The 26,572-nt window shown below is 49.2% G+C and carries 22 protein-coding genes and 1 pseudogene; 7 read left to right on the plus strand and 16 right to left on the minus strand.

Annotated elements, in window-relative coordinates; translation table 11 throughout:
• The first annotated feature begins 560 nt into the window (after positions 1–560).
• Positions 561–2,021, plus strand: coding sequence for a catalase KatA (gene katA / locus ACFQ03_RS14635; RefSeq protein ID WP_379289015.1), 1,461 nt, complete (start codon positions 561–563; stop codon positions 2,019–2,021).
• A gap of 222 nt (positions 2,022–2,243) precedes the next feature.
• Here the strand turns inward: katA and ACFQ03_RS14640 are convergent, their stop codons facing one another.
• The 3 genes from ACFQ03_RS14640 to ACFQ03_RS14650 all read right to left on the minus strand — a co-directional run bounded on the left by ACFQ03_RS14640 (position 2,244) and on the right by ACFQ03_RS14650 (position 6,557).
• Positions 2,244–4,058, minus strand: coding sequence for a B12-binding domain-containing radical SAM protein (locus ACFQ03_RS14640; RefSeq protein WP_144933652.1), 1,815 nt, complete (start codon positions 4,056–4,058; stop codon positions 2,244–2,246).
• Positions 4,059–4,326: 268 nt separating this feature from the next.
• Positions 4,327–5,427 carry an ABC transporter permease gene (locus ACFQ03_RS14645; RefSeq protein ID WP_379289018.1) on the minus strand — a complete coding sequence of 367 codons (1,101 nt, stop codon included), beginning with the start codon at positions 5,425–5,427 and terminating at the stop codon, positions 4,327–4,329.
• Positions 5,424–6,557 (minus strand): ABC transporter ATP-binding protein, encoded by a 1,134-nt coding sequence (locus ACFQ03_RS14650; RefSeq protein ID WP_379289112.1) that lies wholly within the window; start codon positions 6,555–6,557, stop codon positions 5,424–5,426. The genes ACFQ03_RS14645 and ACFQ03_RS14650 overlap by 4 nt, the downstream gene beginning before the upstream one ends.
• A 1,707-nt stretch (positions 6,558–8,264) precedes the next feature.
• Here ACFQ03_RS14650 and rlmD point away from each other — a divergent pair.
• From rlmD to ACFQ03_RS14670, 4 genes are all read left to right on the plus strand, one after another.
• Positions 8,265–9,662, plus strand: a complete 1,398-nt coding sequence (gene rlmD, locus ACFQ03_RS14655) for a 23S rRNA (uracil(1939)-C(5))-methyltransferase RlmD (protein ID WP_379289020.1) — start codon at positions 8,265–8,267, stop codon at positions 9,660–9,662.
• A gap of 83 nt (positions 9,663–9,745) precedes the next feature.
• Positions 9,746–10,210, plus strand: a complete 465-nt coding sequence (locus ACFQ03_RS14660) for an AAA family ATPase (protein ID WP_379289022.1) — start codon at positions 9,746–9,748, stop codon at positions 10,208–10,210.
• A 128-nt stretch (positions 10,211–10,338) separates the two neighbouring features.
• A complete protein-coding gene (locus tag ACFQ03_RS14665; protein WP_379289024.1) occupies positions 10,339–11,046 on the plus strand; it encodes a DNA alkylation repair protein in 708 nt (235 codons plus the stop codon).
• A 126-nt stretch (positions 11,047–11,172) separates the two neighbouring features.
• Positions 11,173–11,637: a hypothetical protein gene (locus ACFQ03_RS14670; RefSeq protein WP_379289026.1), complete on the plus strand. Its 465-nt coding sequence runs from the start codon at positions 11,173–11,175 to the stop codon at positions 11,635–11,637.
• A gap of 240 nt (positions 11,638–11,877) precedes the next feature.
• On the opposite strand, the gene ACFQ03_RS14675 is transcribed toward ACFQ03_RS14670, so the two are convergent.
• Genes ACFQ03_RS14675 through ACFQ03_RS14690 form a run of 4 tightly spaced genes read right to left on the minus strand, consistent with a single transcriptional unit; the run spans position 11,878 to position 14,633 of the window.
• Complete coding sequence (locus ACFQ03_RS14675; protein ID WP_379289028.1) at positions 11,878–12,756, minus strand: CPBP family intramembrane glutamic endopeptidase; 879 nt, start codon at positions 12,754–12,756, stop codon at positions 11,878–11,880.
• A gap of 11 nt (positions 12,757–12,767) precedes the next feature.
• Positions 12,768–13,394 carry an ABC-2 transporter permease gene (locus ACFQ03_RS14680; protein WP_144941613.1) on the minus strand — a complete coding sequence of 209 codons (627 nt, stop codon included), beginning with the start codon at positions 13,392–13,394 and terminating at the stop codon, positions 12,768–12,770.
• Positions 13,387–14,253, minus strand: coding sequence for an ABC transporter ATP-binding protein (locus ACFQ03_RS14685; RefSeq protein WP_379289031.1), 867 nt, complete (start codon positions 14,251–14,253; stop codon positions 13,387–13,389). Before ACFQ03_RS14685 ends, ACFQ03_RS14680 begins: the two co-directional genes overlap by 8 nt.
• Positions 14,250–14,633 carry a GntR family transcriptional regulator gene (locus ACFQ03_RS14690; RefSeq protein ID WP_144941609.1) on the minus strand — a complete coding sequence of 128 codons (384 nt, stop codon included), beginning with the start codon at positions 14,631–14,633 and terminating at the stop codon, positions 14,250–14,252. The genes ACFQ03_RS14685 and ACFQ03_RS14690 overlap by 4 nt, the downstream gene beginning before the upstream one ends.
• Positions 14,634–14,791: 158 nt before the next feature.
• Here ACFQ03_RS14690 and ACFQ03_RS14695 point away from each other — a divergent pair, with 158 nt between their 5' ends.
• A complete protein-coding gene (locus ACFQ03_RS14695; RefSeq protein ID WP_379289033.1) occupies positions 14,792–15,328 on the plus strand; it encodes a GNAT family N-acetyltransferase in 537 nt (178 codons plus the stop codon).
• A 59-nt stretch (positions 15,329–15,387) separates the two neighbouring features.
• On the opposite strand, the gene ACFQ03_RS14700 is transcribed toward ACFQ03_RS14695, so the two are convergent.
• Positions 15,388–16,620 carry an aminopeptidase gene (locus tag ACFQ03_RS14700; RefSeq protein ID WP_379289035.1) on the minus strand — a complete coding sequence of 411 codons (1,233 nt, stop codon included), beginning with the start codon at positions 16,618–16,620 and terminating at the stop codon, positions 15,388–15,390.
• A gap of 146 nt (positions 16,621–16,766) precedes the next feature.
• Between ACFQ03_RS14700 and ACFQ03_RS14705 the strand changes: the two are divergent.
• Positions 16,767–17,268, plus strand: a pseudogene (locus ACFQ03_RS14705) (hypothetical protein).
• Positions 17,269–17,684: 416 nt separating this feature from the next.
• On the opposite strand, the gene ACFQ03_RS14710 reads toward ACFQ03_RS14705, so the two are convergent.
• From ACFQ03_RS14710 to ACFQ03_RS14745, 8 genes are all read right to left on the minus strand, one after another.
• Entirely contained in the window at positions 17,685–19,076 is a 1,392-nt protein-coding gene (locus ACFQ03_RS14710) for an ADP-ribosylglycohydrolase family protein (RefSeq protein WP_379289037.1), read from the minus strand.
• Positions 19,077–19,127: 51 nt separating this feature from the next.
• Positions 19,128–20,063: a nucleoside hydrolase gene (locus ACFQ03_RS14715; RefSeq protein ID WP_379289039.1), complete on the minus strand. Its 936-nt coding sequence runs from the start codon at positions 20,061–20,063 to the stop codon at positions 19,128–19,130.
• 36 nt (positions 20,064–20,099) lie between these two features.
• Complete coding sequence (locus tag ACFQ03_RS14720) at positions 20,100–21,050, minus strand: nucleoside hydrolase (protein WP_379289041.1); 951 nt, start codon at positions 21,048–21,050, stop codon at positions 20,100–20,102.
• A gap of 20 nt (positions 21,051–21,070) precedes the next feature.
• The gene (locus tag ACFQ03_RS14725) at positions 21,071–22,006 is read right to left on the minus strand and encodes an ABC transporter permease (protein ID WP_379289042.1); all 936 of its coding nucleotides are present in this window, start codon (positions 22,004–22,006) and stop codon (positions 21,071–21,073) included.
• A gap of 1 nt (position 22,007) precedes the next feature.
• Entirely contained in the window at positions 22,008–23,069 is a 1,062-nt protein-coding gene (locus tag ACFQ03_RS14730) for an ABC transporter permease (RefSeq protein WP_379289044.1), read from the minus strand.
• The gene (locus ACFQ03_RS14735) at positions 23,066–24,610 is read right to left on the minus strand and encodes an ABC transporter ATP-binding protein (protein WP_379289046.1); all 1,545 of its coding nucleotides are present in this window, start codon (positions 24,608–24,610) and stop codon (positions 23,066–23,068) included. The genes ACFQ03_RS14730 and ACFQ03_RS14735 overlap by 4 nt, the downstream gene beginning before the upstream one ends.
• A gap of 101 nt (positions 24,611–24,711) precedes the next feature.
• Entirely contained in the window at positions 24,712–25,803 is a 1,092-nt protein-coding gene (locus ACFQ03_RS14740) for a BMP family lipoprotein (RefSeq protein ID WP_379289048.1), read from the minus strand.
• Between the two features lie 23 nt (positions 25,804–25,826).
• The coding region (locus ACFQ03_RS14745; protein ID WP_379289050.1) for a ribokinase at positions 25,827–26,572 on the minus strand (746 nt) is incomplete at its 5' end.

Below are 26,572 nucleotides of genomic sequence, written 5' to 3' on the forward strand. Positions count from 1 at the left end.
TTTTTTACCACATAGGAATCTTTAAGTTCTTTACAGCGTTAATACGATGAAAATATAGATTCCTATTGGCATAAAAAGCTTCCTCTAATACCGGGTTATTCATCTTCGAGATGGCTCCGTTAGGAGCTTTTTTTATTAGCGATGAATTTACATCGGGCCATCCAACAAATGGATAGAATGCAATGGGAATATCTGTCATAGGATTTGAATAAGAACGGATGACCGCTCTTCCGGCTTCCGTTTGGTCATAAACGATACCTAACCATCCTTAGAACTTTTCCTTAACCCTTCAAACAGCCCGATTCGAAGGCCGCTGCATATACAACATTTAGGAACGAACCGCTCCCAAATCCACCTCCTTCCTTCATTAATTAAGCTCTCCGTACGTTTTTCGTTATTGACCCATCATTTTTCAATATTTCCTTATTTAGAATTATTATAAAAAGATATTGACTATTTGTTTGAAATGAATTAAATTTAATTCATAGTAATTGATATTGATTCTCAATTACAACGGCACAGAACCATTTACTTAAAATAAATAATGAGGTGAAGATCGAATGTCCACAAACAAGAACAACCTGACGACGAGTTGGGGCGCTCCTGTAGGAGACAATCAGAATTCCATGACGGCAGGATCGCGAGGTCCGACATTAATTCAGGATGTGCATCTTCTGGAGAAATTGGCCCATTTCAACCGGGAGCGTGTTCCCGAACGGGTCGTTCATGCCAAAGGTGCAGGTGCCCACGGTTATTTCGAAGTGACGAACGATCTCACTAAGTATACGAAAGCGAATTTCCTGTCGGAAGTCGGCAAGCAGACACCGGTATTCGTTCGTTTCTCCACGGTAGCTGGCGAGTTGGGCTCTGCCGATACGGTTCGGGACCCGCGCGGATTCGCCGTGAAGTTCTATACCGAAGAGGGCAACTATGATCTGGTCGGTAATAATACACCGGTATTTTTCATTCGGGACGCTATCAAATTTCCGGACTTTATCCATACTCAGAAACGCCATCCCCAAACCCATCTGAAAAATCCGAACGCCGTATGGGATTTCTGGTCGCTGTCTCCGGAATCCCTGCATCAAGTCACCATACTGATGTCTGACCGCGGTATCCCGGCAACGTACAGACATATGCACGGATTCGGCAGCCATACCTTCAAATGGGTAAATGAGCAAGGCGAAGCCGTCTGGGTCAAGTATCATTTCAAAACCGAACAAGGCATCAAAAATCTGGATGTCGATCTGGCCGCCAAGCTGGCAGGGGAAAATCCGGATTATCATACGGAAGATTTATTCAACGCCATCGCAGAGGGCGACTACCCTTCGTGGAAGCTTTGTGTCCAGATTATGCCGCTGGAGGATGCCAAGACGTACCGCTTCGATCCGTTCGATGTAACGAAGGTCTGGTCCCAGAAAGATTACCCGCTTATCGAAGTCGGCCGCATGGTACTAAACCGCAACCCGGAAAACTATTTCGCGGAAGTCGAACAGGCAACCTTCTCTCCGGGCAATTTCGTACCCGGCATTGAGGCTTCGCCGGACAAAATGCTGCAGGGACGCCTCTTCGCCTATTCGGACGCGCATCGTTACCGTGTCGGGGCGAATCACAATACGCTGCCGATCAACCGTCCGATCGCACCGGTTAACCATTATCAGCGCGATGGGCAAATGAGATTTGACGGCAACGGCGGCAGTTCTCTCTATTATGAGCCTAACAGCTACGGCGGACCAACCGAATCGCCCGAGAACAAACCGGCTCCTTTCGAAGTATCCGGTATGGCCGACAGCGTCCCTTACGATCATAATGATCATTATACCCAAGCCGGCGATCTATACCGTCTGATGAGTGAGGAGGAGCAAAGCCGGCTGATCCGCAATATCGTGGCCGCCATGAAGCCTGTAGATAAGGATGAAATAAAAATCCGTCAAATCGGTCACTGGCTTAAAGCCGATCCGGATTTGGGCAGACGGATTGCGGAAGGACTCGGACTGCCTGTTCCGCATAACGAAGACTAAATAAAGCTTCTGCTCCACATGATCTTTGCAATTATTTTCATCATCCGACGTTGAAGCTTCCATTGAAGCCCTCGGACTTGTTGTCGAATATTTCCTTGGCGGCAGCTTTTCTGCCAATCCGAAAGAAAAAAAACCGGGCGTAATGCCCGGTTTTTCTCATTCGGTGCGCAAGCACCCTTTCATCTTAGGAGAGAGAGTCACAAATTATTTCATAGCCGATCATTATTGAATATCATGAAGCTCCATCTTCTCCAGTTCTTTCTTCCGCTTCTTCTTCAATGCCTCTCTTCCTGTTATGGATGTGACATAGTAAGCCGGCATTTCGGAAGCATCAGGGGGATAGTAGACGACAAGCAGGCTCGGATCGGATTCCCTGACTTCCCCCGTACACAAATAAAGTTCCAGATCGAAAGGCAGAACCTCAATCACAGCATGCTTGTGCAATTCCTTCTCGCTGAGCTTGAGCTCGGCAAATTCCGGGGATACCTTCTCCGGATGCTCCGCCAGCCAGCGTAAATACCGGGATTGCTCGGCCTTATCAATGGTGAAGTTCCACCATATTTTACGCGGCTTATATTTATGGTTCATAAAGTAATCCAGCTTCATCAGCCCTTCAACCACTTCCAGAGAGGCCGTATCCCGGCAGCGTAAGAAGCTGTGAAGACGCGTGAACAAATCCTCGAGCTGATGGCCGATTTTCTGCCATCCCTGCTCTTCCCAGTAATCCCCGAATTGCTGGAAGAAATCGAAGGCGGAAGGAAACTCGTTCTTGATTAAATAGAGAACGGTCCGGTCCAGCCGATGGGCATTCCAATATTTCTCCAACACATCCTCCACCCGTTTAATCCGGACGATATCCGAGAAGGGCAGCACGTCGTTGCCCAGGATTTCATAGGGAGCATGGTCCATATAGACGTAGCCATATTTCTCCGCATCGTTGCGCAGCCCCGTTCCTCTTAGCATTTTCAGGAAGCCCAACTGCAATTCCTCCGGGCCGAGCGCAAATACATCGTTGAACGTTTTGCGGAAGGAATCGTAATTTTCCTCCGGCAGCCCGGCTATCAGATCCAGATGCTGATCGATCTTGTGGCTGTCTCTCACCATGGTCACCGTTCGGGTCAGCTTGGCGAAGTTTTGCCGTCTCTTGACCAGCTCGTTCGTCAGATCGTTAGTCGACTGCACCCCGATTTCAAAGCGGAAGATGCCGGGCGGCGCATGTTCGGAAAGAAACTCAAGCACCTCGGGGCGCATAATGTCCGCCGTAATTTCGAACTGGAACACACATCCGCGATGATTCTTGATCAGGAAATCGAATATTTCCAGAGCATATTCCCGCTTGATGTTAAATGTGCGGTCGACAAATTTGATCAGCTTCGCTCCGGAATCGATCAGGTAAAGCAGATCTGCCTTTGTTCTCTCCATATCGAAATACCGGACCCCAACCTCTATGCTGGATAAGCAGAATTGACAGCTGAAAGGACACCCCCGGCTCGTCTCGAAATAAACTACCCGATTCGCCAAGGTCGGAACATCTTCTTCAAACCGGTGGGGAGACGGAATTTCGTTCAAGTCAAGCTTGGGCCTTCCCGGAGTGATGATGACCTCGTCCCCTTTGCGGTAGGCAATCCCATAGACGAAGTGAAACTTCCGGTCCCCTTCAATTACCTGAAGCAGGTGGTGGAAGGTTTCCTCGCCTTCCCCCATCACGATAAAATCGACCTCCGGCAGCCGCTTCATCCAATAGTCGGTATCGTAGGAAACCTCCGGGCCTCCCAGTACAATGATCAGCTCCGGCATAATTTTCTTGATCATCTTAATGATTGCGATCGTCTCTTCAATATTCCAGATATAACAGGAAAAGCCCAGCACATCCGGGCGTCTCTGATACAGGTCGGAAACGATATTCATGGCGGGGTCTTTAATCGTATATTCCGCAATATCCACCTCGAAATCCTTCTGGCAAAAAGCTTTCAAATAGCGGATCGCCAACGAGGTATGAATATATTTCGCATTTAACGTAGCGATAAGCACCTTCATTATCAAAACCCTCTTCTATTCCCTGAATGATTAATTTTATGGTCATGCTTCTCCCCTATTCTACATGTAAACCGCCCGGATGACAAAAAAAGAGTTCCTCTTTCTCAAATATAGTTCTGCACCGGGCGCCGGACCAGCCCCGGCCCAAGCGCCGGCCAACGCCCAACGCGCGCCGGGAAGGGCGCGCGTTGGGAAATAAGCATCCGAAATAAGTTATGGCCAAATCACTAAACCGACTGAAGTGTCATTAAGCAGCCGGATTCCATGATCATTCCCACTTGAAGGTGAAAGCCGATACGGCGAAAGCCACAGCCATCCAGCCCCCAAGAAGAAGCGCCTCCGACCACAGATCCAGCCAGCCGGCCCCAACATTCATTACCTGGCGAAGAGCTGTCGTTAAATGCGAGATAGGCAGCAGTTGAATGACCGGCTGCAGCCATTCGGGCAAGTTTTTGACAGGGAAGAACACTCCCCCCATGAACAGCATGGGAAAAGAGATAAAGCCGGCGATCGGTCCGGCGCTTTCCGGTGTCTTGGCCAAGCTGGCGATGATAAAGCCGATCGATATGAAGGCCAGGGTGCCGAAAATGACGAAGCTGAGCAGAAGCAGCCAGAAACCGTTGATTTGTGTTCCGAACAGCCAACTGGCGATAAGGAGCACTATCGAAGCCTGAAGGGTGCTGAGAATAAGCCTCGCTGAAATTTGCGCCGCAATGAAGCTGGAGGCCTTCAGCGGAGTGCTCTGCATTCTGCGGAGAACGCCGCGTTCCCGCCAAGAGGCGATCTGGCCGGCTACCCCGTTCAGGTTGTTGAACATAATCATCATCGCCACGATTCCGGGAACAATGAAATCAATATATTTCAAATTTAACGATTGCACGCCTTCTTCGTGAACTGTGACAACCGGTATGTAGTTCGTCATTTGCTTGCTGATGGCGTCCACGACCTGTGTAACGGCCAATTTGCCGATTTCAGAGGCAGCCATGTTCGTATCGTCATAATAGACCTGGATTTCAGCCGCACGGACCTGCCCGGGTGCGGCATGGAGGGCCGCTTCATAGCCTTGCGGAATAATAACCACCAACTGCTCGTCTCCATGCTTCAGCCTGCTCAACGCTTCTTCCTCATCCGAGCTGATGCGCAATTCAAGCACCTGAGTATTTCGCATGGCTTGGACAAAGGCCCGGGAAGCTTCGCTTCCATCTTTATCAATCAGAACAAGATTCATCGAAAGGGAATTTCCGCTATTAAAGAACAGGCCCAGGATAACCATGAAAAAAACCGGAAACGCCACCGACCAAAGCAGCATCTGCCGATTGCGGGCAAACAGTCTGAGCTGGGCAAGCGTTAACTGCCAATAGCCTTTCATTCTTCTCTCAGACTCCTTCCGGTCATATGAATAAATACATCTTCCAGCGTAGCCGTCCTCGTCTGCAAATCGGTAAGCTGAAGTCCGGCCTCCGAAGCAAATGCTATCAAATCCGTCAATGTCGCTTGCATATGATCGGTGTAGAGGACGTATTTACCGTTCCGGAGGTCGGCGTGCTTCACTTCGTTAAGCTTTTTAAGCCGCTCCAAGAGAAGTGTCCCCTCTGCTTCACCTCCGGGGACTTCCAAGCGGGAACAGTTTTGCGCTTCCGGTGCAGCTTTTGCTGCGTAAGCCGCTTCGTAATGTCCGGCGGCTGCTTCTCCATCGGCAGAAGCGCCCTCGCAGGCTGAATCCGCTTCGGAATGTCCGGCCATTCCCGTACGCCGGTCTATTCCGGTATGTTCCTCCCGCCCGTACCGGCCGTCCCATCCATGGCAGTCGCCGGACAGGCGAAACTCCACCGCATTGCCGGATTCCAGGCTGCGGATCAGCCTCTCGGGAGTATCCAGGGCGATGACTTCTCCCCGGTCCATCAGGCAAATCCGGTCACACAGCACATGAGCCTCATCCATGTAATGGGTGGACAGCACGATCGTCTTGCCAACTCTCTTCAGTTGGAGGATAATTTCCCAGAGAACTCTTCGTGCCTGAGGGTCCAATCCGGTGGTCGGCTCGTCCAGGAAAACGACCAAGGGATCGTTCACCAATGCAAGGGCAATAGCCAGCCTCTGCTTCTGTCCGCCGGACAAATGCTTGACACGGGCGTTCTTTTTGTCCTCGAGAATCATATCCTTAAGCAGCGTCCCTACGGGAACGGACCGTTTATAAAAGCTTGCATACATCCGGATAATCTCATGCACCTTCAACAAATCGAACAAGGAGGTCGATTGAAGCTGAACCCCTATCCTTTCCTTGATCTTGTGAATGTCTCTTTGCGTGTCGAAGCCCGCCAGCACGGCCGTCCCTTCATCCGGCAGGCGGAGGCCCTCCATCATTTCCATCGTCGTTGTTTTGCCTGCCCCATTAGGCCCGAGCAATCCGAACACTTCGCCTTCCATCACCTGAAACGTTACTCCGTTGACGGCCGTGAAGCTCCCGTACCTTTTGACCAGCCGGTTCACCTCAATCATCGGCTTCTTCGTCTGTTTTTCTTCCTTACCCGGGTTCTCCGCGTTCAATTCGCTTCTCCTTTCCCTGGCTGACCACACATTTGCAATAACTTCCATGTAACTGCATAGACTTGCTCACATTTATATGTACCGACACGCATTTCAGGGACTCACCCTCTCTTGCAAACGCCGTCACGCATTACCCATTTTTTGCCATCCCAAACTTTCTTCTATAATAAATAAGCGAATGAATAGACCAAGCTGAAAGTACCTATGCTGAACAATATCCGCATCCCGAATGCCTGTACTTGGCACCGCATCTAACGGCGAATCCGGAAAACCCCACTGGCAGAGAATGAAAAATGGAATACAAATATTTCCGGTCATTAAACGAAAGCTGCAGATGAAATTTGCTTGCGAATATTGTAACCTAGTTCTGTATACTAGCAGGACCAGGCTGCCTCGGGTGCAGCTTAATGTTTCACAAAAGGTAGACGGTCAGCGTTACAATCTCAGTATACTATGTCAGTTAACGGGATGCATTCTAATTGTAAGTGAGGTATATTGAGAAAAACGTTGTCATTGAACAACTTTCGAAGTTGTTGTTTAATCCTGGCTGAACATTGTCAAATATTGCTGGAACGTTAAATGAAGACAGTCCCTTAAACCTTATCATCTGGTATTGATTTAAAAGGTGCTTGGACGCTCCCCCTTGAAAATCTGGGTAAGCCGGGTGCCGGGGAAGCGGCAAAGACAAGGCTATCTAAATGGATTTTGTCCAGGACTGTTGGTTATCCATAATTTGGAACCCTGTATTGATAGAGCAAAACAACCCAATCTGGATTTTGTCCAGTTAGCTTGCTCAATGAACCGAAAAAAAGAAAACTACCTTGAAAATCCACCCATTTTTTGGTACCGCGGCCAGAGGCATGGGGGGCTAAATGGGCGACATGAAGGAAAATCCTCCATTTTACCGTCTGCAGGCATCGTAGCAAGCGGAGCGGCACGTCTAACTGTATTTTGTACAGGTAGATTCAAGCGAATGGGCGAAAATGATCAAACTAACTGGATAAACTACAGTTAAAATGGGCAACTTTGGGCGAAACGTCTGTTTTGGCGCAAACTAGCTGTAGGTTTTCCAGTTAGTTTCCATATTTCTTCCGAATATAGAAATCTAACTGTATGAAATCCATCTAGTTTTCAAATTTCACACTATTGAAGCAATTCAACTCTATTCTACCTTGAAAATCCATCCATTTTCATCTGATGGTGCTGCGGTCAGCGGCATGGGGATCTAAATGGAAAAAGCTCCATCTAGTTTGGGCTAGATGGGCGACATGAAGGAAAATCCTCCATTTTAAATGTATTTTTTCCAGGTAGTCTTACCGTTAATTGCCATCCGCTTCAAAATACCTACATAAAATACAGTTAGTTCGTCTCCCCCATAAAGATCACGTAGTGGGAATGGAACATACTAGCTGCAAGGATAAGAGGTCGCCAAAGCTGGGCACAAGGCCTAAATGAGTTTTGGCGTTGGATTTTTAATCCTGCGGGTTTATTTGTAACTGGGGGTATACCAACCCTTCGTACAATGTAACAAAAATAACATCTATTGGTTTTTTATATCGGACTTAGTTGGAGTTGAACAAATCGATGAATCATTCTCATAAAACAATGAGGCAATCTCGCCCTTCCAAAAAGGCGGGTCCCCCAAAGTCAAAACAGGCAATGCCTAAGCAAGGGGCAGCTAAAGAGGCGGAATCCATCCGGACCGGGGACCCGATTATCGTCACCGTCAAAAGGCTGGGCATCAACGGAGAGGGCGTCGGCTATTATAAAAGAAAAGCGGTGTTTATACCGGGCGCCTTGCCGGGAGAAGTGATCAAGGCAACCGTGACGAAGGTTGAGCCTACCTTCCTGACGGCCGCTATTCGGCAAATTGAGAAACGGTCTCCCTACCGCCGGCAACCGGAATGTCCGGTCTATGAGCAGTGCGGGGGCTGCCAGCTTCAGCATTTCAGCTATGAAGGACAGTTGAAAGCGAAGGAAGAGCTGGTCCGGGAGGCCTTCAACCGTTATCTGGGCGAAGAAGTTCCCATACGACCGATTAAAGGAATGGACCATCCCTGGAGCTACCGCAACAAGGCCCAGCTCCAGGTCGGAACCGAAGGCGGGCGCCTTCTGACCGGACTTTATTCCGCAGGAACTCGCAAGCTTGTCGATATATCGGGATGCCCGATCCAGCATCCCGAAATCAACAAGACCATCCGAACGGTCCGCGAAATATTGGAGAGGCTGAACATTCCCGCCTATCATGAACGGACACGTCGAGGAGTGATCCGCACCATCGTGGCCCGGATCTCCTTCGCCACGGACGAGGTGCAGCTGACCCTCGTCACGGCCGGCGACGAGCTGCCGCAGCGGGACCGGCTCGTTACCGCGATCCGCCAAGAGCTGCCGAAGGTGACCAGCGTCGCCCAGAACGTCAACCGGGGCCGCACCCCGCTCGTGTTCGGAGACATCACCCGAACGTTGTGGGGGTCGGAGCGGATGGAGGAAACACTGGGCGATGTCCGGTTCTCGCTGTCTCCGCGCGCATTCTTCCAGTTGAACCCGGCACAGACGGTTCATCTGTACAACTACGTGCGCGAGGCGGCAGCGCTAACCGGCGATGAGCTGGTCATCGACGCGTATTGCGGCACGGGCACGATCGGCCTGTGGCTGGCGCCGTTCGCCCGCGAGGTGCGCGGCATCGAGGCGGTGCCGGAGGCGGTCGAGGACGCCCGCAGCAACGCCCGCCTGAGCGGGCTCGACAACGCCGGCTTCTACGCGGGCGAGGCCGAGCGGCTGCTGCCGGAGTGGGTCCGACAAGGCATCCGTCCGGATGTCGTTGTCGTGGACCCGCCGCGCACCGGCTGCGACCGCAAGCTGCTGCAGGCGATCGCCCAGGCCAAGCCGCGTCGGCTTGTGTACGTGTCCTGCAATCCTTCGACATTGGCAAAGGATTGCAAGGTGCTCGCCGGCGCAGGCTTCCGCATCGAGTGGGTGCAGCCGGTGGATATGTTCCCGCAAACGTCACATGTCGAGTGTATAGTGCTGCTTAAATGGAAGAGGGCTTCCGATTAAGCCACTTGTAACAAATTGTCCATCCCCTGAGGGTAGGCGATTGGGAATTTTAGCGAAAAAAGCTATATATTAAGGAGGTTTATATGACGACCGTATTTTTAACGGGGTTATCTGGTGTAGGTAAATCATCTACATTAGAACGATTAAGAGAACAGGGATACAACGTTGTTGATACGGATTATGGGTATGTAACCAATATTAAGAATGGCGATACTGAAGAGACTGTCTTGGATGAAGAAAAAATGACAAGATTATTGAATGATAATGGGCAAGAACATTTGTTTATTTCAGGTTGTTACTCAAATCAAAGCAAGTTTTATAAGCACTTTGATTATGTAGTTCTATTAATGACGGAACTGGATGTAATGATTAAAAGAATAAATGAAAGGACTACTAATGATTATGGGAAAAGACCAGAGGAAAAAGAAGCGGTGATAGATAGTTTTAATCATGTACTCCCCCTATTAATAAATAGTTCGGATATAATTATTGATACGACAGATATGGAAGTAGACATAATTTGTGAAAGGCTCCGAAGTCTATTATAGAAAATACTTATGCTGTATTTTCCGGAATGCTACTTGTTAATTAGGAACGGAAAGTAACGGTTCATGGACAGCCTTTGATCAAAAGGAAAGGAAGTACGACTAAGCTTAAAGAAGGGAGCGTTAAACAAATGGATTTTGAAATGGTGATGCAGGGGCTTGAAGCTCTTAGTAACGAACGACTCAAGAAGATGTATATATCCAACGGTGCACATGAACCGCTTTTTGGTGTGGCGACAGGCAAGATGAAGCCCATTTTCAGAAAAACTAAAATCAATCAGCCTCTGGCCGAGCAGCTTTACGCAACAGGAAACTACGACGCCATGTACTTTGCCGGCATCATTGCTGATCCGAAAGCGATGACCGAGGCGGATTTTGAGCGCTGGATGGACGGGGCTTATTTTTATATGCTATCCGATTACGTGGTGGCGGTAACGTTGGCGGAAACCGATATTGCGCAAGCAGTCGCCGATAAATGGATCGCAAGCGGCGAAGAGTTGAGAATGTCGGCGGGCTGGAGCTGTTACTGCTGGCTTCTGGGCAGTCGGCCCGACTCTGAGTTTGCCGAAGGCAAAATCGCTAACCTGTTGGAGGTTGTGGAAAAAACGATTCACGATGCACCCGAACGAGCGAAATACGCGATGAACAATTTTATGTACACAGTCGCTATATCCTATTCGCCGCTCCATGATAAGGCTGTCGAAACGGCTAAGGCGGTAGGCCCGGTCGAAGTCCAAAAAGACAAGAAGAAAAGCAAATTGTTGAACGCCTCCGAAAATATCCAAAAGTCAATAAATAGAGGGCAGCTTGGGTTCAAACGCAAATATGTGAGATGTTGATGTTTAGTGTGCTGCATTCAGCAACGATGCAGGTGGAGTATAGTGTTGATGACAAAGAGGAGCGGACCGTCGGAATGCTGGGGGCTGTGGTGTGGCCTTTGGCGACGGCGGTTAAGGAGGGAAAAAATGGCGTTGGAGCATGAATTTTACCTCATTCCTAATACAATAGATGTAGAACGTTTATGGATGAATAGAGTAAATAATCCTAAAATTATCGATAGTGTAGTGATACATGATGACATTATTCAATACGTTAGCGACACATTAAAATGGATTCCAAGCAGAAATCCGGAGCTACATGGGACACCGATTAGTGCAGGGATTAACTATTACGGCGTGACCCTTTTTGATAAGGATTCCGCTATTATTTTAAAAAGCATATTTTCCTCTTGGAGAGACTTATTTCTGAACTCACCGGCAGTATTAGAGCTTACAGGAGAATTTGTTATGGTTCAGGATGGGGAACAATCGGGTCATTATGAAAAGTTAGCTTATAATCGAAATGAAGTTATACACCAATTCGAGAAGATCATTTCATTTTCCGATAGATTGTCCGAAGGTAAATTTTATCTATACCATTGTGGAATATAGAGCTTGCTGTCTGCTGCCTTTCCCGCCTACGGTTAGTCGAAAGGCCTTTATAATATTGACGGTTAAGGGACGTGAGCAGCCGCCGAAAGCTAAGTATCTGTTGACATAGGTTTGAAGATGGTTCGTTTATCTGAATCCAACGAATCAATAAGAGTGGTACCGTGAAGGAAAACCTATCGCCTCTTTGCAGGCAATAGGTTTTTTTTGATTTCACTTTGAACAAGCTCAAGGATGGTTTATTTAAGTCTTTAAATTTCGAATGACTCCCCTTTTCTGTATCAAACGCTTCACACCCAGGATAACGAGCGATAAAATGATGCCCCCGATAATCATCATACTGATAGAGAGTAAGGCGCCGACTCCAGGCTCGGATTCACGGAAGGTTATGATTGGCGGTACGCGATATTGATATGGCGAGACGACAAACCTCATGATTTCCAAGTAGGCGAGGTGAAAACCGATCGATGCCCAGAGACTCCCGGTCCATAGACGAAGCAGCTGCAAACATATTCCGAAGCATGCAATTAATAGGATATAAAAAATATTAATGGATACTCCGGGAGCAAGACCAACAAGCGCTTGAATCTGGGCAACGGCTACAGTGACAGATACAAACAGCAGGGTTTGAAGCAATACGGATAACCATGCGGCGAATCGATGACGCAGGACATCGTACAGCATACCCCGCAATCCGAGCTCCTCCGGCAAAGCTTCATAGAAAAAAGCAAATAAAAGATTGATGAGCAGCGCAACAAACCACTGGTCGGGGGCATGCCATTTTTCAATAACGATCCACCCTTGCAAACCGGCTATAATGAAACCCAATGAAGCCAATGCAATGGCCAAGAGAATGCCGGTAATAAAGTGATTTAGCCTTTTCCAGGAATATACCGGCGTCTCCGGTTTATCGCCGGCCATCCGATAGACATGCTGATACAAATAGAAAATGATAGGAACGACGAGCCCGCTCATGACAAAACCTTTAACGAATGATTGAGAATTTCTTGATAGTCCGAACCACTGTTCAGCGACATCGCCGGAAAGCGCAGCCAGGAAGAGACTCACGACTAATGTTGCCCATCCGGCGAGCATATAAAGTATCCATTTCTTATCTTTCATTATGCGTTCTCCTATAAGTCTTTTCTATTGAACAGTTTTACAGTTAAATAATAAGAAGCAATGAACAGCAGCAAGATACCGAGCAGGATCAGATATAACGCTCCGTCGCCCCCCAAACTATTCCCATTTATCATATTCATAACAACAGCCGTAGGCTGCGCCAGAGCTATCATGATTATGAAGAATACGGCATTGATAATAGCGGTTCCTTTCTTGCTGAATGCGTAAAAGAGCGGCAAATAGACGGAAGCCAGAACAAGCACTATACCTGCGGGGCCCAGAATGTCCATGACGGTATAGTCCGGTTTATTAAGCTCTGGAACGGCTAGTTTAACCAGCCAGTGAATCCCGTAAGAAGCAAGGACTCCAAAAAGCATATAAATGATGGCTGTTATATATTTGGCTTGCACAATATGCTTGCGTTTAACGGGCAGCGTAACCAGGAAATTATGGTTATGGTTTTTGATATCGATCATCGTACCGTGACTAAGTGTCGCGAAAGCCGTATAGATCCCCACAATGTGAATAGATGATGAAAGCTTCGGTATAAAAACGGCACTGAATACAACAAGATACAGCATAGTCATCCATAGCGAGCTTTTTAAAGCGATGAAATCTTTGCGAAGCAGGTTAAGCATGAATTCGTTCCCCCTTGGCGGTAAAATACATGATGTCTTCTAAGGTTGGTTTCGTCAAAACAGCATAATCGCCAAATAACTGTGCGGCCTCCTCCTTGTTGCCCACCAAGCCCTCGAAACCAACAGAGGTCTCGCGAATCCCGATAAATTTATTGCGAATATCGGAATCAAGCAGCTCCAAGTCGCCTTTAACGATCGCGTATCTCTCGAGCACTTCATCTTTCGCTTCATTAAATACGAGCTTGCCGCGATGGATGAAAGCAATGTAGTCGGCGATACGGTCCAAATCCGTCGTGATATGGGTCGAGAAGATAATCGAGTTTCTCTCGTCCTGCATCATATCCGCAAGCAGATCCAGCATCTCCCTTCTAAACACAGGATCAAGGCCAGAGGTCGGCTCATCCATGATTAGGAGCTCGGCTTCATGCGATAAAGCGACGGCAAGGGAAAACTTGACTTTCATCCCCTTGGATAACTGTCCAATCTTCTTCTCGGGGGACAACTCGAACTGTTCAAGATAGCCGTTAAACTTCTTTTCATTCCACTTCTTATAGAATGGCGCGATGATCTTCTTCATGTCGCGAATCGTCAGATGCTCATAATAGAAGCAATCATCCGACACGATGCCGATACGCTGCTTAATGTCGATTTCATGTTTAGACATATCGCGGCCCAATATTGTGATACTCCCGGAGTCCGGATGGATAATACCAAGCATCATCTTGATCAAGGTGCTCTTGCCGACGCCATTCGGACCAATGAGTCCGGTAATGTAGCCCTGTTTCACATCCAAAGAGACATCATCGACCGTAAATTGCGGGTAGGTTTTCGTTAGATTACGTAATTCTATGGCATTCATGGTGTCTGTTCCTCCTCGAACAATAAAGTGAGATGGTCGATGACCTCTTGTTGATTCATATTTAACTCCTTGCTTTCCCGAATGATCTCTATCATTTTCTCTTCCAGTCGTTTCATGCGCTGCTCCCGAATGAAATCTTTATTTGCTCCCGATACGAAACTGCCCTTCCCTACGACTGAGTCGATCAGCTTCTCTTTCTCCAGCTCTTCATAGGCACGCTTGGTCGTAATAACGCTAACCTGCAAATCTTTCGCCAGCTGCCTGATGGAGGGAAGGCTGTCCCCTGCACGTAATTCACCGCTCAGAATGCTCTGTCTAATCTGGTTCATAATCTGTATATAAATCGGATCGCTCGATGCATTGGATATAATAATATTCAGATTCCTTCACCTCACTGCCGTCAACATAGTGAATACCGTATATATATAATATATACACTATTTACCCCTTCGTCAATCAATAATTTATTTGTATTTGAACCTGGTTTCATCGTGTAATATAGGGAATATAAGCTATACGACTAAGGAGACAACTATTTATGAACATTACCATCAGAAAAGAACGGCCCGAGGATTATAAGATTACTGAATCCGTAGTACAGAATGCATTTGCCAATATGGAGCACAGTGATAAGAAAGAACATGAATTGGTATCCCGAATCAGAGAGACGGACGGATTCATCCCTGACTTGTCTTTAGTAGCCGTTAATGAAAACAATAAAGAAATTGTCGGACATATTCTTCTATCCGCAATAAAAATTGTTGAAGGTAATCAAATTGCGGAGTCGCTTGCTCTTGCTCCTGTTTCCGTTTTACCGGATTATCAAAATAAAGGCATAGGAAGGTTATTGATTCTAGAAGCATTACACAAGGCCAAAGAACTCGGGCACCCTTCTGTCATTGTCATGGGACACCCGGAATATTATCCGAAGTTCGGCTTCCAAAGAGCGTCTCTGTGGTCGATAAAAGCACCATTCGAAGTGCCGGATGAAGCATTTATGGCAATAGAGCTGCGTGAAGATTCTCTCGAACATGTTTCTGGAGTTGTTGAATATCCAAGCGTATTCTTTGAATAAGGAACAAAAGAAGCAGACGCCAGCGCCCGCTTCCTTTTTTCTCTATGTACATCTTCAGCTTAAATCGCCCAATTTCCCTTGCGGAAGATCGGTTCGACGGTGCCGTCGGCATGAATGCCGTCAATATCCATTTCGGCGGAGCCGATCATAAAGTCAACATGAACGATGCTTTGATTCAGGCCGTTCGCTGCCAACTCTTCCGGTGACATCGTTTTGCCGCCATCGATATTAAAAGCATAGGCGCTGCCAAGCGCCAGATGATTAGAGGCATTCTCGTCAAACAGCGTATTATAGAACAAAATATTTGATTGCGAGATCGGGGATTCATGAGGCACGAGCGCCACTTCGCCCAAATAATGCGAGCCTTCGTCCGTATCCACGAGCCCCTGAAAAATTTGCTGTCCTTCAGACGCCTCCACCTTCACGATGCGACCCTCTTCAAAGGTCAGTTTAATGTCCCGGATCACATTGCCACCGTAGTTCAGAGGTTTGGTACTCGATACATAGCCATTGACGCCGGTTTTCTTCGGTGCCGTGAACACTTCCTCTGTCGGCATATTTGCCATGAAAGGTACGTTCTGCTCACTGATGCTGCTGGCACCGACCCAAAGATGCTTCTCGGGAAGCTCGATCGTCAAGTCTGTGCCCGGCGCTTTATAATGAAGCTTCTGGAAATGCTTGCTGTTGAGGATATCCACTTTTTTATGCAGGTTGGCATCATGCTCTTTCCATGCTTGGACCGGATCGTCCGTGTTCAGCCGCACGGCTTGGAAGATCGTTTCCCACAAGCGGTCAACGGCTTCCTCCGCACCGAGGTCCGGGAATATTTTGGACGCCCAAGCCTGGGTAGGGGCCGCGACCATCGTCCAGCTCACTTTATCCGACTGAATAAACTGCCGGAAACGGTCCATCGCTTGGCCCGCAGCTTTCTGGTAGTTGGCAATGCGTGCAGGATCGATCCCCTTCAGCAAATCGGGATTGGGTGAATTGATCGAGATGAAAGCAGCTCTTTGATCCAGAAAATCGTTTCGTTTCGCCACTTCCCATTCGGGAAAACGCGTAAACACCTCATCCGCAGCCTTCTCATACTTAAGCCGCGACAGACCTTCATCAGTCCAATCGACATGAACGTTGCTGGCTCCTGCATCGTAAGCTTTGCCAACCACAAGACGAGCCAGTTCAACCATCTCCGTTGAAGCCATCACGAAGACGGACTGTCCTTGCTGCACGTTGGCTCCGACTTTAACGATCAGTTCGGCATACTGCTCCAATTTCTGCTTAAAACCAGTCATCTCAAGCCTCCTCAAAAATATGAATTCTTTCTTATTGTATATCATTTCGGCACGTATGATCACTGTCGATTTCCACAAGATCCCTATCTAAATCGCTATAATAGCATGGAGTTATTAGAAGGGTGATGATGGAGATCGCTAACCAGATGCAAAGAGATACAAGACTGCCGAGAAACGCAAAGGAAGGCATCCTATTTTTATTGATTATTTCAATTATTTCAGTCAACACGATCGCACCGATCATCATGGGGTTGGAGCGCGGCTTTAGCAAAGAGGTTTATCTGGATACGCTAAAGATGATTCCGTTTATGTGGATTATCGTTGTTTTATTAGTCAAGCTGGTTGCCGGACCGCTAGTCGGCAAAGTGCTGCCAAAATTTGTGGGACAGACCGATGATTTAATGCTAGGGTTTTATTGAATACTTTATTAAATGTTACGGTCTTATCGTTCTTCTTACCATTATAGGCACTTGGTTCGGCACGAAAAAAATAAGCCTAGAACCGTTTCAAAACTTTCTCCATATCTGGCCTAGAAACTTTGGTGTAGCCTTTTGGATTGAACTGTTGATTGCACAGCCTATTGCCAGATTTGCTATGAAAAAATTGCATGCAAGACAGGCGCTCAAAGCAGAAAGTGCAAACTCGTAACTTGCAGCAGATCCATTTCTAATTTAAAAAAGCCTATTTGGCCCCTACACCAATTATTCACAAACGAGATTTGTACGATTTTCCACCCTAGTCATCTAAAAATCTACGCTAATGGATGCACGTAGTACGAAATTTCGTATAAAAACAAAGCCGCGGTAACCAAAAAACGGAATTTTGTACGATTTTCCATACAAAACATCTGTGATTGCCCTGAAATGACCGCCGTCTGTACGAAAAATCATACAAATCTGCCACTCCCTTGATCGATCCAGCCTGCAGAATGATTGGTCAAGCACTGATTGCGGTTTTGAGTTCCACAAAATTTTTGTAATCATAATAGGAGAAAGACGATCCTAGATCCAACATTGGATTAGAATCGTCTTTTTAAATTTTGTCTGTATAACTAGTAACACCTGTTACTCCACACTATGCTTCCGCACCGCATTGACGGTCCAGTCGGACAGGCCGGTGATGGTCATTTTCTTCATGTTGCGCAGATACGTGTTCAGCTCGTCGCCGATCGGATCGGTCCATTTGTTATCAATGGAATCGCGTCCATTCATAATCCCCAGCGCGGTCACGATTTGGGCAGCGTTGCAGTCCACGTCCTGGCCGACCATGGCAATGATATGCAGAGTTTCGTCGAAGTCGCCGTTGCCGTACCACAGGGCTACGATTTGCGCCATCGCGTTTGGATAAGCATGAATCCAGTTGTATTCCTTAAACTTCTCTTCGCACAGCTTCCATGTTTCCTGCCAGTCTTCATGCTGACGGCACCAATTCAACGTGGTCGACACAAAATCATAGTACTCGCTGTCTGCCGGAATGGCTTCTACTGCCAGTTCAACAATCTTGCGAATGTCTTGTTCAACGAAGGCGAGCGATACGAATACGGCGTTGAAAATTTCACCCAACACCCCGTTGTTCGCATGCGAGACAATCGCATCCGTCCAGGCCAATCGAGCGGCTTCCTTCGGATTTCCCGGAGCCACCATGCCGCAGATCGCACCGCGCATCTGGGCGCCGATCCATTCGCGGAACGGATTGTGGGCATAGCCGCTTTCCGGCGGATAAATGCCGTTCGCGATGTTCTTCAGGGCAATTTCTTCTGCGGACCAGCCGCTAGGTACCAAGGCGACCCATTCTTCGGCAATGGCAGCGGAAGAGACTCCGTAACCTTCTCTATCAAAAGCGTTCAGGAATGCAATTTCGAACGTAATATCGTCGTTGTACGTATTTGGCTTGCGCACGTAATAGCGGATATCGCCAAATTTCTCCTTCAGCTTCTGAGAAGTGTAACCCTCAATGGCCGTTCCGAGCGCTCCGCCGACAATCTGAGCAAGCCAGCCCGCATAGATGCGCTTCGCGAAATCATCCGAGTGCACATCATACTTGTCGTACGTGCCGAACTTCGCCTGCTGTTCAACCTCTTCCCACTTGGAATAATACTTGAAATTCCAATAAGGAGACTGCTCATTCTTCGGCAGCTCCTTCAACTCGCGGTTCAAGCGAGCAGTAATGCGCTGCAGCTCTTGCAGATCATCCCGCTGATAAGCAGCTTCGCCTGCGTCTAAGAGCGCTTCCAGATGACTGGTCTCATAGCCCATGTTGTGCATCGATTGAACAGAGGCTACAGCAAGCCCCTCCGGTGCGCCAGAGCCCGGCACGTTGCTGTGCCAGAACAGCTTCAGCATAACGTCGCGGGATTTCTCCACTTCATTCATCAATAACCAAGTCTGTTCTTCCTCATCCAATACGACCGGGTTTGCTTCCTGCAGCAAACGGTACGCTCTTTCCCATGCTTTCATGTCTAATTCCTCCCCGTTCATTTATTCTGTCATGTCAATCAAAGTCGTCTTCTACACCACCCGGCTCATAAAATGCTCCAAAAACCGTGCGGCGTCCACTTCCAGGCAGACCTTAAGGTTCGGTTGGGCCGATCCCGAAGGATCATGTGGCACGGAAAACGTTCGACCTATCTCCGCTCCATCCACGTCGACTTCGATATGCATCGCCTCTGTCCGGCAGAAGGATGGATCGATGACCACACCGACAGCAAGCGGATCATGCAATGCGCAGCCGCCAATGCCTGGGCTCCAGGTTTCATAGGCGTTCATATAAAATTCTGTCGCCCCGGCAAGCAGTTCGGACAGTTTGCCGCCCTTCTTCCGCCACTCTTCCAGCCTAGCGCATGGCAATAGTGTCTGCATCGTCACATCCAGTCCGACCATGGTAATCGGCAGCCCGGATTGGAAGACGAACTGGGCCGCTTCCGGGTCGCTGTAAATATTCGCTTCCGCGAACGGAGTCACATTGCCCGGCACAGTTACGGCACCGCCCATGATGACCACCTGATCCACGAGCTTGACAAATTCGGCGTCCAGTTGAACCGCCAGGGCCAGATTCGTCATCGGTCCTACAGCGATAATGGTCACCTGACCCGGCATGCTGCGCACTTGTTCGATCATGAATTGCGCAGCGGTCAGTGAACCGGCCCGGCCTTTAGGAAGCGCATCTCCCAATGCGCCCCCCAGCCCATCTTCGCCATGCACATGCTTGGCATAGCTCTTGACGTTCTGGCCGGAAAAGGGCTTGCCCGCCCCGGCATAGACCGGCACATGCTCGAGCCCGAGCTGCTCCAGCACATACAAAGTATTGCGGGTCGCTTCGTCTACGGAAACATTCCCGAATAATGTCGTCAAACCGAGCAGCTGCAATTCCGGGGAATGCGCCGCGTAAGCAATCGCCATCGTGTCGTCGATTCCAGTATCCACGTCCAAAATAATCGGTTTCATCGTTCGCTCACCTCCGTGATCGTATTTGACTTTGACTTATTTCTTCTCTGTATAAAAGGTCAGTGCGTTGATCATCAGGTTCCAGAACTTGTCGATATCCAGTTCCAGGGCCACATGGGCATTCGGTTCTTTGCCGGTGGTGCCCAGCGTATCTACCACGGTCATCCCGTAAGTGAATTCGCCTTTGGTCTCGATATCGACATGCAGCTTACGGCACGTGAACACCGATGGATCAATGCAGTACGCCACGCAGCAAGCATCATGAATCGGCGCGCCGTCGAAGCCGAACACTTCTTTGTAGGTCTGCATGAAAAACTGCAGCAGCTCTTCGACGAAGTCCGACACCGGATTGCCGATTTCCCGAATTCGCTTCTGTACCTCCGGCGTCGCCAGTGCCTGATGGGTAAGATCAAGCCCGAACATAGCGATCGGAACCCCGCTCTCGAACACGACTTTAGCCGCTTCAGCGTCGACGTAGATGTTGAATTCCGCCGCTGGCGTCCAGTTCCCGAAGGTGCCGCCGCCCATCAGGACGATCTCCCGGATTTTCGGAGCGATCGCCGGCTCCTTGCGCAGCGCCATCGCGATATTCGTCAATGGACCCGTTGGAACGAGCGTAATATCGCCATCTGACTGAAGCAGCTCCCGGATGATAAAATCAACGGCATGTTCTTCCACAATTGTCTTGGTTGGCTCGGGGAGCATCGGGCCGTCCATTCCGCTGTCTCCGTGAATATCCGGAGCCGTCTCCCGCTTGCGCACAAGCGGTTGTCCTGCTCCTTTGGCCACAGGCACCTCATGCAGCCCTGCAATTTCACAAACTTTCAATGCATTGATGGTCGTTTTATCTACTTCTGCATTTCCTGCAACGGTCGTAATCCCGATCAATTCCACCTTCGGACTAGCTGCGGCAAGCAAAATCGCTATCGCATCATCATGCCCCGGATCGCAGTCAATGATTATTTTTCTTCGATCTGAGCTGTTCATCGGCTGTCATCTCCTTTAAATTATGTCAGGGTCGCTAATCTTCTCTTGTTCCGCAATGAAAAAAATACGAGTGCAGCAATCGTCACAACATATGGAATCATTTGAATGAACTGGCTCGGAATCGGCGAGTTCGGAACGGTCTGAACGATCGTTCCCAGCGCGCTGGCTAAGCCGAAGATGACCGAACCGATCAAAATTCCAACCGGATTCCGGTTGCCGAGCAGCACGACGGCCAACGCGAGAAAACCGGTACCTGCCGTCATATCCTTGACGAACATATTCGTCAATCCATTGGACAGGAATGCACCGGCAAGACCTGCGAACGCACCGCTCCAAGCCAATGCCGAGTATTGAATCCTTGTCACCGGAATGCCGAGCGATTGAGCCGCTAGCGGCGCTTCTCCAACGGATCGCAAGTGAACCCCATAAGGCGTTCGGTAAATCAGGAACATACAAAATACAACGGAGAACAAAGCAATCCAGACCATCAGGCTATGTCCGCTCAGCAGTCTGCCCAGCACAGGCACATCCTCGATAAACGGAATATTGACCACTGGAATGCGCGGTGCCCCTGCCGGCGAATAGTTGCCAGTCAGGCCGTAGAGCTTGCTCATCAGGAAGATCGTAAAGCCGGAACCAAAAATATTAACAGCAAATCCGGTAATGATGATATCGACCTTCATTTTGAGGTAGAAGAAGCCCATGCCGTAACTGATGAGCATGGAAACCGCAACGCCTGCCAACACGCCCAGCGCCCAGCTGCCCGTTGCGGAACCGACGGCAATCGAGGTGAAGGCCGACATCAGCATCAGACCTTCCAGCCCGATGTTGATGACACCGCCGATATCCGAAATGAGCCCGCCCAAGGCGGATAACAGAATGGGCGTCATTAAACGAAGCAGCACGACGAACAGCGAGAGATCCAGGATCTGGCCCCAAATGGTTTCCCACACCATATTACTTCACCGCCTTCTGACTGGTTTTGGCATATCTTTGTTTGATAAAGGTGAAAATGGCCTGTGCCGATACGAGCAGGACGAGCATAACTTGGATGATGACCGCAACTTCACGAGGCATATCGCTGCCGAACTGCATCGTCTGCGCGCCTACCTGAATATAGGCATAGAACAGCGCGGCAATCAGGACGCCAATCGGATGATTACGGGCAAGCAGCGCGATGATGATGCCGTCAAATCCGAGGCTGGCCGAGAAGCTTTCCTTGAACGTGGAGTGGATGCCGAGGACTTCCACAATTCCCGCCAATCCGGCCAATGCACCGCTGATCATCACACTGATAACGATTACTTTGCGTGTGGCGATCCCGCCGTATCTGGCAAAATGTCCGTTTTTCCCAACAAGTCTCAGCTCGTACCCAATCGGGGTTTTATACATCAGGATATAGACGAATATAACCGCCCCAATCGCGATCAGAATGCCGGCATGCGCATTCATTCCGGGGAAGATCTTCGCCAGCAGGATATCCGGGTTGATATTCTCCATTCTGGCATACCCTCCGCCATCGACTGCTTTGAACTGATTGTTGACAAAATAAGACGTCGTTAAAATAGCTACATAATTGAGCATTAAGGTCGTAACAATCTCATTGGCGTTCAAATACGCCTTCAATATACCCGGAATCGCCCCGAAGATCGCTCCGCCTACAAGCGCGCATACAATCACAAGCGGGAAATGAATCCAAGGACTTAGACCAGGCAAATAAACACCGGCAATCGCGCCGATAAATGCGCCGATATACAGTTGTCCTTCAGCCCCCATGCTGAATACGCCTGATTGTAAAACAACGGATAGGGCAAGCCCTGTAAAAATGAGCGGAACCGCTTTGTTCAGAATCGTTCCGATATTAAACGTGCTGGAAATCGGATCAAGAAGCAATGCACTGATTGCTGTAAGCGGTTCACTGCTGGTGAACAGAATGACAACAAATCCGCACAACAGAGCCATGACAACCGCCAGCACGATTCCGCTCAATTCTAAGACTAAACCTTTGGATGTTCTCATTGTGCCGCCTCCTGTCCCTGTTTTTTGATGCCCAGCATATAATAACCAATCTCTTGCTCTGTCAGGTCAGGCGTATTGTCGAGAAGCGCTACGATTTCCCCGTTATAAAGCACGGCAATCCGGTCGCTGAGCGCCATGACTTCCGACAGTTCGGCCGAGACGACCATCACTGCCGCTCCGCCATCCCGCCGCTTGATGATTTCGCGATGAATAAACTCGATGGCGCCGATGTCGACGCCGCGGGTCGGCTGTGAAGCGATCAGCAGCTTCGGATTTTTGGACAGCTCCCGGGCCACTACGACCTTCTGGAGGTTCCCCCCGGACAATGCGCCCGCCATAATCTCCTCGTTCTGAGCACGAACGTCGAAGATTTCCATCATCGTCTTGGCGAACTGCTTGATTTTCTTCTTGCTTAGAAAAGGACCGATTTTGAACTCGGGATGCCGGTAATAATCCAGAATCAAATTTTCGGCAATGCTGGATGTCAAGCTGGCTCCGGCGGTTTGCCGATCTTCGGGAACATGGCCCACTTTCATGCGCCGGATCTCCGCAACGCTTGTGCTAAGCAAGTCTTTATTCTGATAACGGGCCTCGCCCGAACTCGCCTTGCGCAAGCCGGTCAGGGTCTCGACAAGCTCCGTTTGGCCATTGCCCTCAACTCCTGCGATGCCCAAAACTTCACCGGCACGAATGTCGAAGGAGACTCCGTTCAGCGCTAAAGCGCCTTTGTCGTCCAGCGAACTGAGATTGCGAACAGACAGGACCACTTCCTTGGGCTCAGCCGGTATTTTCTCCACCCGGAATAATACATCACGCCCAACCATCAGCCGGGAAATTTCCTCCTGGTTCGTATCTTTCGTCAGGAGCGTTGCAATGGATTTGCCCGCCCGCAATACGGTAATGCGGTTGGAGATTTCCATCACCTCGCGCAGCTTATGCGTGATGAAAATAATGGTATGCCCCTGGCTGACCAGCGCCTTGACGGAGTCGAACAGCTCGTCCGTTTCCTGCGGCGTCAGCACCGCTGTCGGTTCATCCAAAATAATCAGCTTAGCCCCGCGATACAAAACCTTCAGAATTTCCACCCGCTGCTTCTGCCCGACAGGAATCGTCTCGACTTTGGCTTGCAGGTTAACCTTCAGACCATAGGTTTTAATCAAATGCTCGACTTGCTGGAATTCCTTCGCGCGATCGCGGAACATCGACAGCATGCCTTTCTTCGGCTCATCGCCAAGCACGATATTCTCTGAAACCGTCAAGGAAGGGGCCAGCATGAAATGTTGATGAACCATGCCCATGCCTTGCTTGATCGCATCACGCGGCCCGTCAAAGCTGATGGCCTGTCCTTTATATTCAATCGTTCCGCTCGTCGGCGCTTCCAAACCAAACAGGATTTTCATCAGGGTCGATTTACCGGCACCGTTCTCCCCCACCAAAGCATGAATTTCTCCTTCATGAACGGTCAGATCAACGCCTCGGTTGGCGGCGGTTCCATTCGGGTACACTTTATGAATATTTTTCATTTCGAGTAGAATCGACATCGTTATCCCCCCGCCACAGAATTATTCCAACTCATCTGACAAACGCGTTAAACGCTAATGATATACGAGAGGTGAGGCGAGGCCGCACCTCTCCGCCGAAATTATTTCAGAGCCGATTCGACTTTAATTTCTCCTTTGGAGAGCTTGTCTTCGATTTCTGTCATTTTATCTTTGATTGATTGCGGTACATGCTGCTCGTACAGCTCGTCCTTCGCCAGGCCAACGCCGCCTTCTTTCATGCCAAGCACCTCGTTCGTGCCGAACTTCAATTCATCCTTCAGCATTAATTCAAATGCGCGGAAAATGGACTGGTCCACATTCTTCATCATCGAAGTTAAAACACTGCCGGGATACAGCGGATTTTGGTTAGAATCGACGCCAATGGAGTAAACGCCCTTCTCATTTGCTCCCTCCAGACCGCCAAGACCTGCAGCAGAAGCTACATTGAACACGATATCCGCTTTTTGCGAATTGATTTGGGCCAGCGCCAGTTCTTTGCCCTTCGGCGCGTTGGAGAAGTCGCCCACATAGGAAGTAACAACCTTCACATCTGGATCTACATAATGTGCGCCCTGCTCATAACCGGCCCGGAAGTCGTTAATAATCGGAATGTCCATACCGCCGACAAAACCGACGACCTTCTCAGGATTCGCCCCTTTGAGCTCCGTGTTGGTCGTTACCAATGCAGCGAATGCACCTGCCAGGAATGAACCTTCGCTTTGCGAGTACAGCATCGAGTAAACATTCGGAACGCCTTCAATCACTTCATCAAAGAAAATAAATTTAACATCCGGATAGCGTTTAGCCAGGTCGATCGTAATGTCGGACATTTGGCTAGTGCCGACAACAACAACATTATAGTTGCCGCTGGCTACAAGAGACTCCAGGCTTGCCGCCCAATCCGCCTGATTGGTTCCGCCTTCAACGGTCTTGGATTTGATTCCAAGCTCTTTTACCGCCCTCTGCATGCCCGCTTGGGCCGAGTCGAAGAAGCTCTTATCGCCGAGTGTGCTGTTTACGAAGTAAACCGCGCTGATTTGATCGCCGCCAGTCGCCCCCGTTCCGCCCGGTGCCGCCGATTCGGAAGGTGACGCAGGCGAATTAGGTGCTGTGTTTGACTTGCCGCATGCGGCCAGGACCAGAACGATGGAAAGGAGTAGTATACCCAATGCACTAAATTTTTTGGTTTTCATGTAAAAGCCTCCCTTGGTTGTATCTAATTGTGTGCTTCCTTTTTCATAAAATCTTCGGCTTCCTCCAGACTCGGCATGGAAGCTTGCGCTCCCTTGCGCGTGACGGTAATTGCACCGATGGCCGAGGCGAATTTCGCCGAGGCCCAGACATCTTTCCCGCTTACGATGGCAGCTCCGACCGCACCGGCAAACGCATCTCCAGCCGCAGTGGAATCGACAGCTTGGACTTGATACGGTTCCACGAAGAAAGTGCGATTGGCGTTGACCACAACAATTCCTTTTTCCCCCAATTTTGCAAATACCGTAGATACACCTTGCCGCAGCAGTTCAACCGCAGCAAGCTTGGCCGTGACCTGATCGTGGACTTCAATCCCCGTTAATTGAGAGATTTCCGTCTCGTTCGGAACGATATAGTCGACCATGCTCAGCAATTCCGCTGTTAGCGGCTGTACCGGGGCCGGATCCAGCATCACCGGAACCTTATGGCGCCTTGCAATCGCAATCGCTTCCCTCACCGTCTCGAGCGGTATTTCCAACTGGACCATCAGCAGTTTGGCCTGCTTAATCCGTTCTTCCTGCCGGCGGATATCTGCTGGAGTCAGCTTATGGTTAGCGCCCGGAGCAACAACAATGCTATTATCACCTTCGGAATCAAGCGTTACGAAAGCTACGCCTGTCGCCTGATCAGGAACTTTCTCAATCGCGCTGCAGTCGATCCCGAGCTGTACAAGATTCTCCAGCAATTGATCGGCAAACAGATCTTGGCCTA

The sequence above is a fragment of the Paenibacillus residui genome (assembly GCF_042677205.1).
Classification (GTDB): Bacteria; Bacillota; Bacilli; order Paenibacillales; family NBRC-103111; genus Paenibacillus_L; species Paenibacillus_L residui.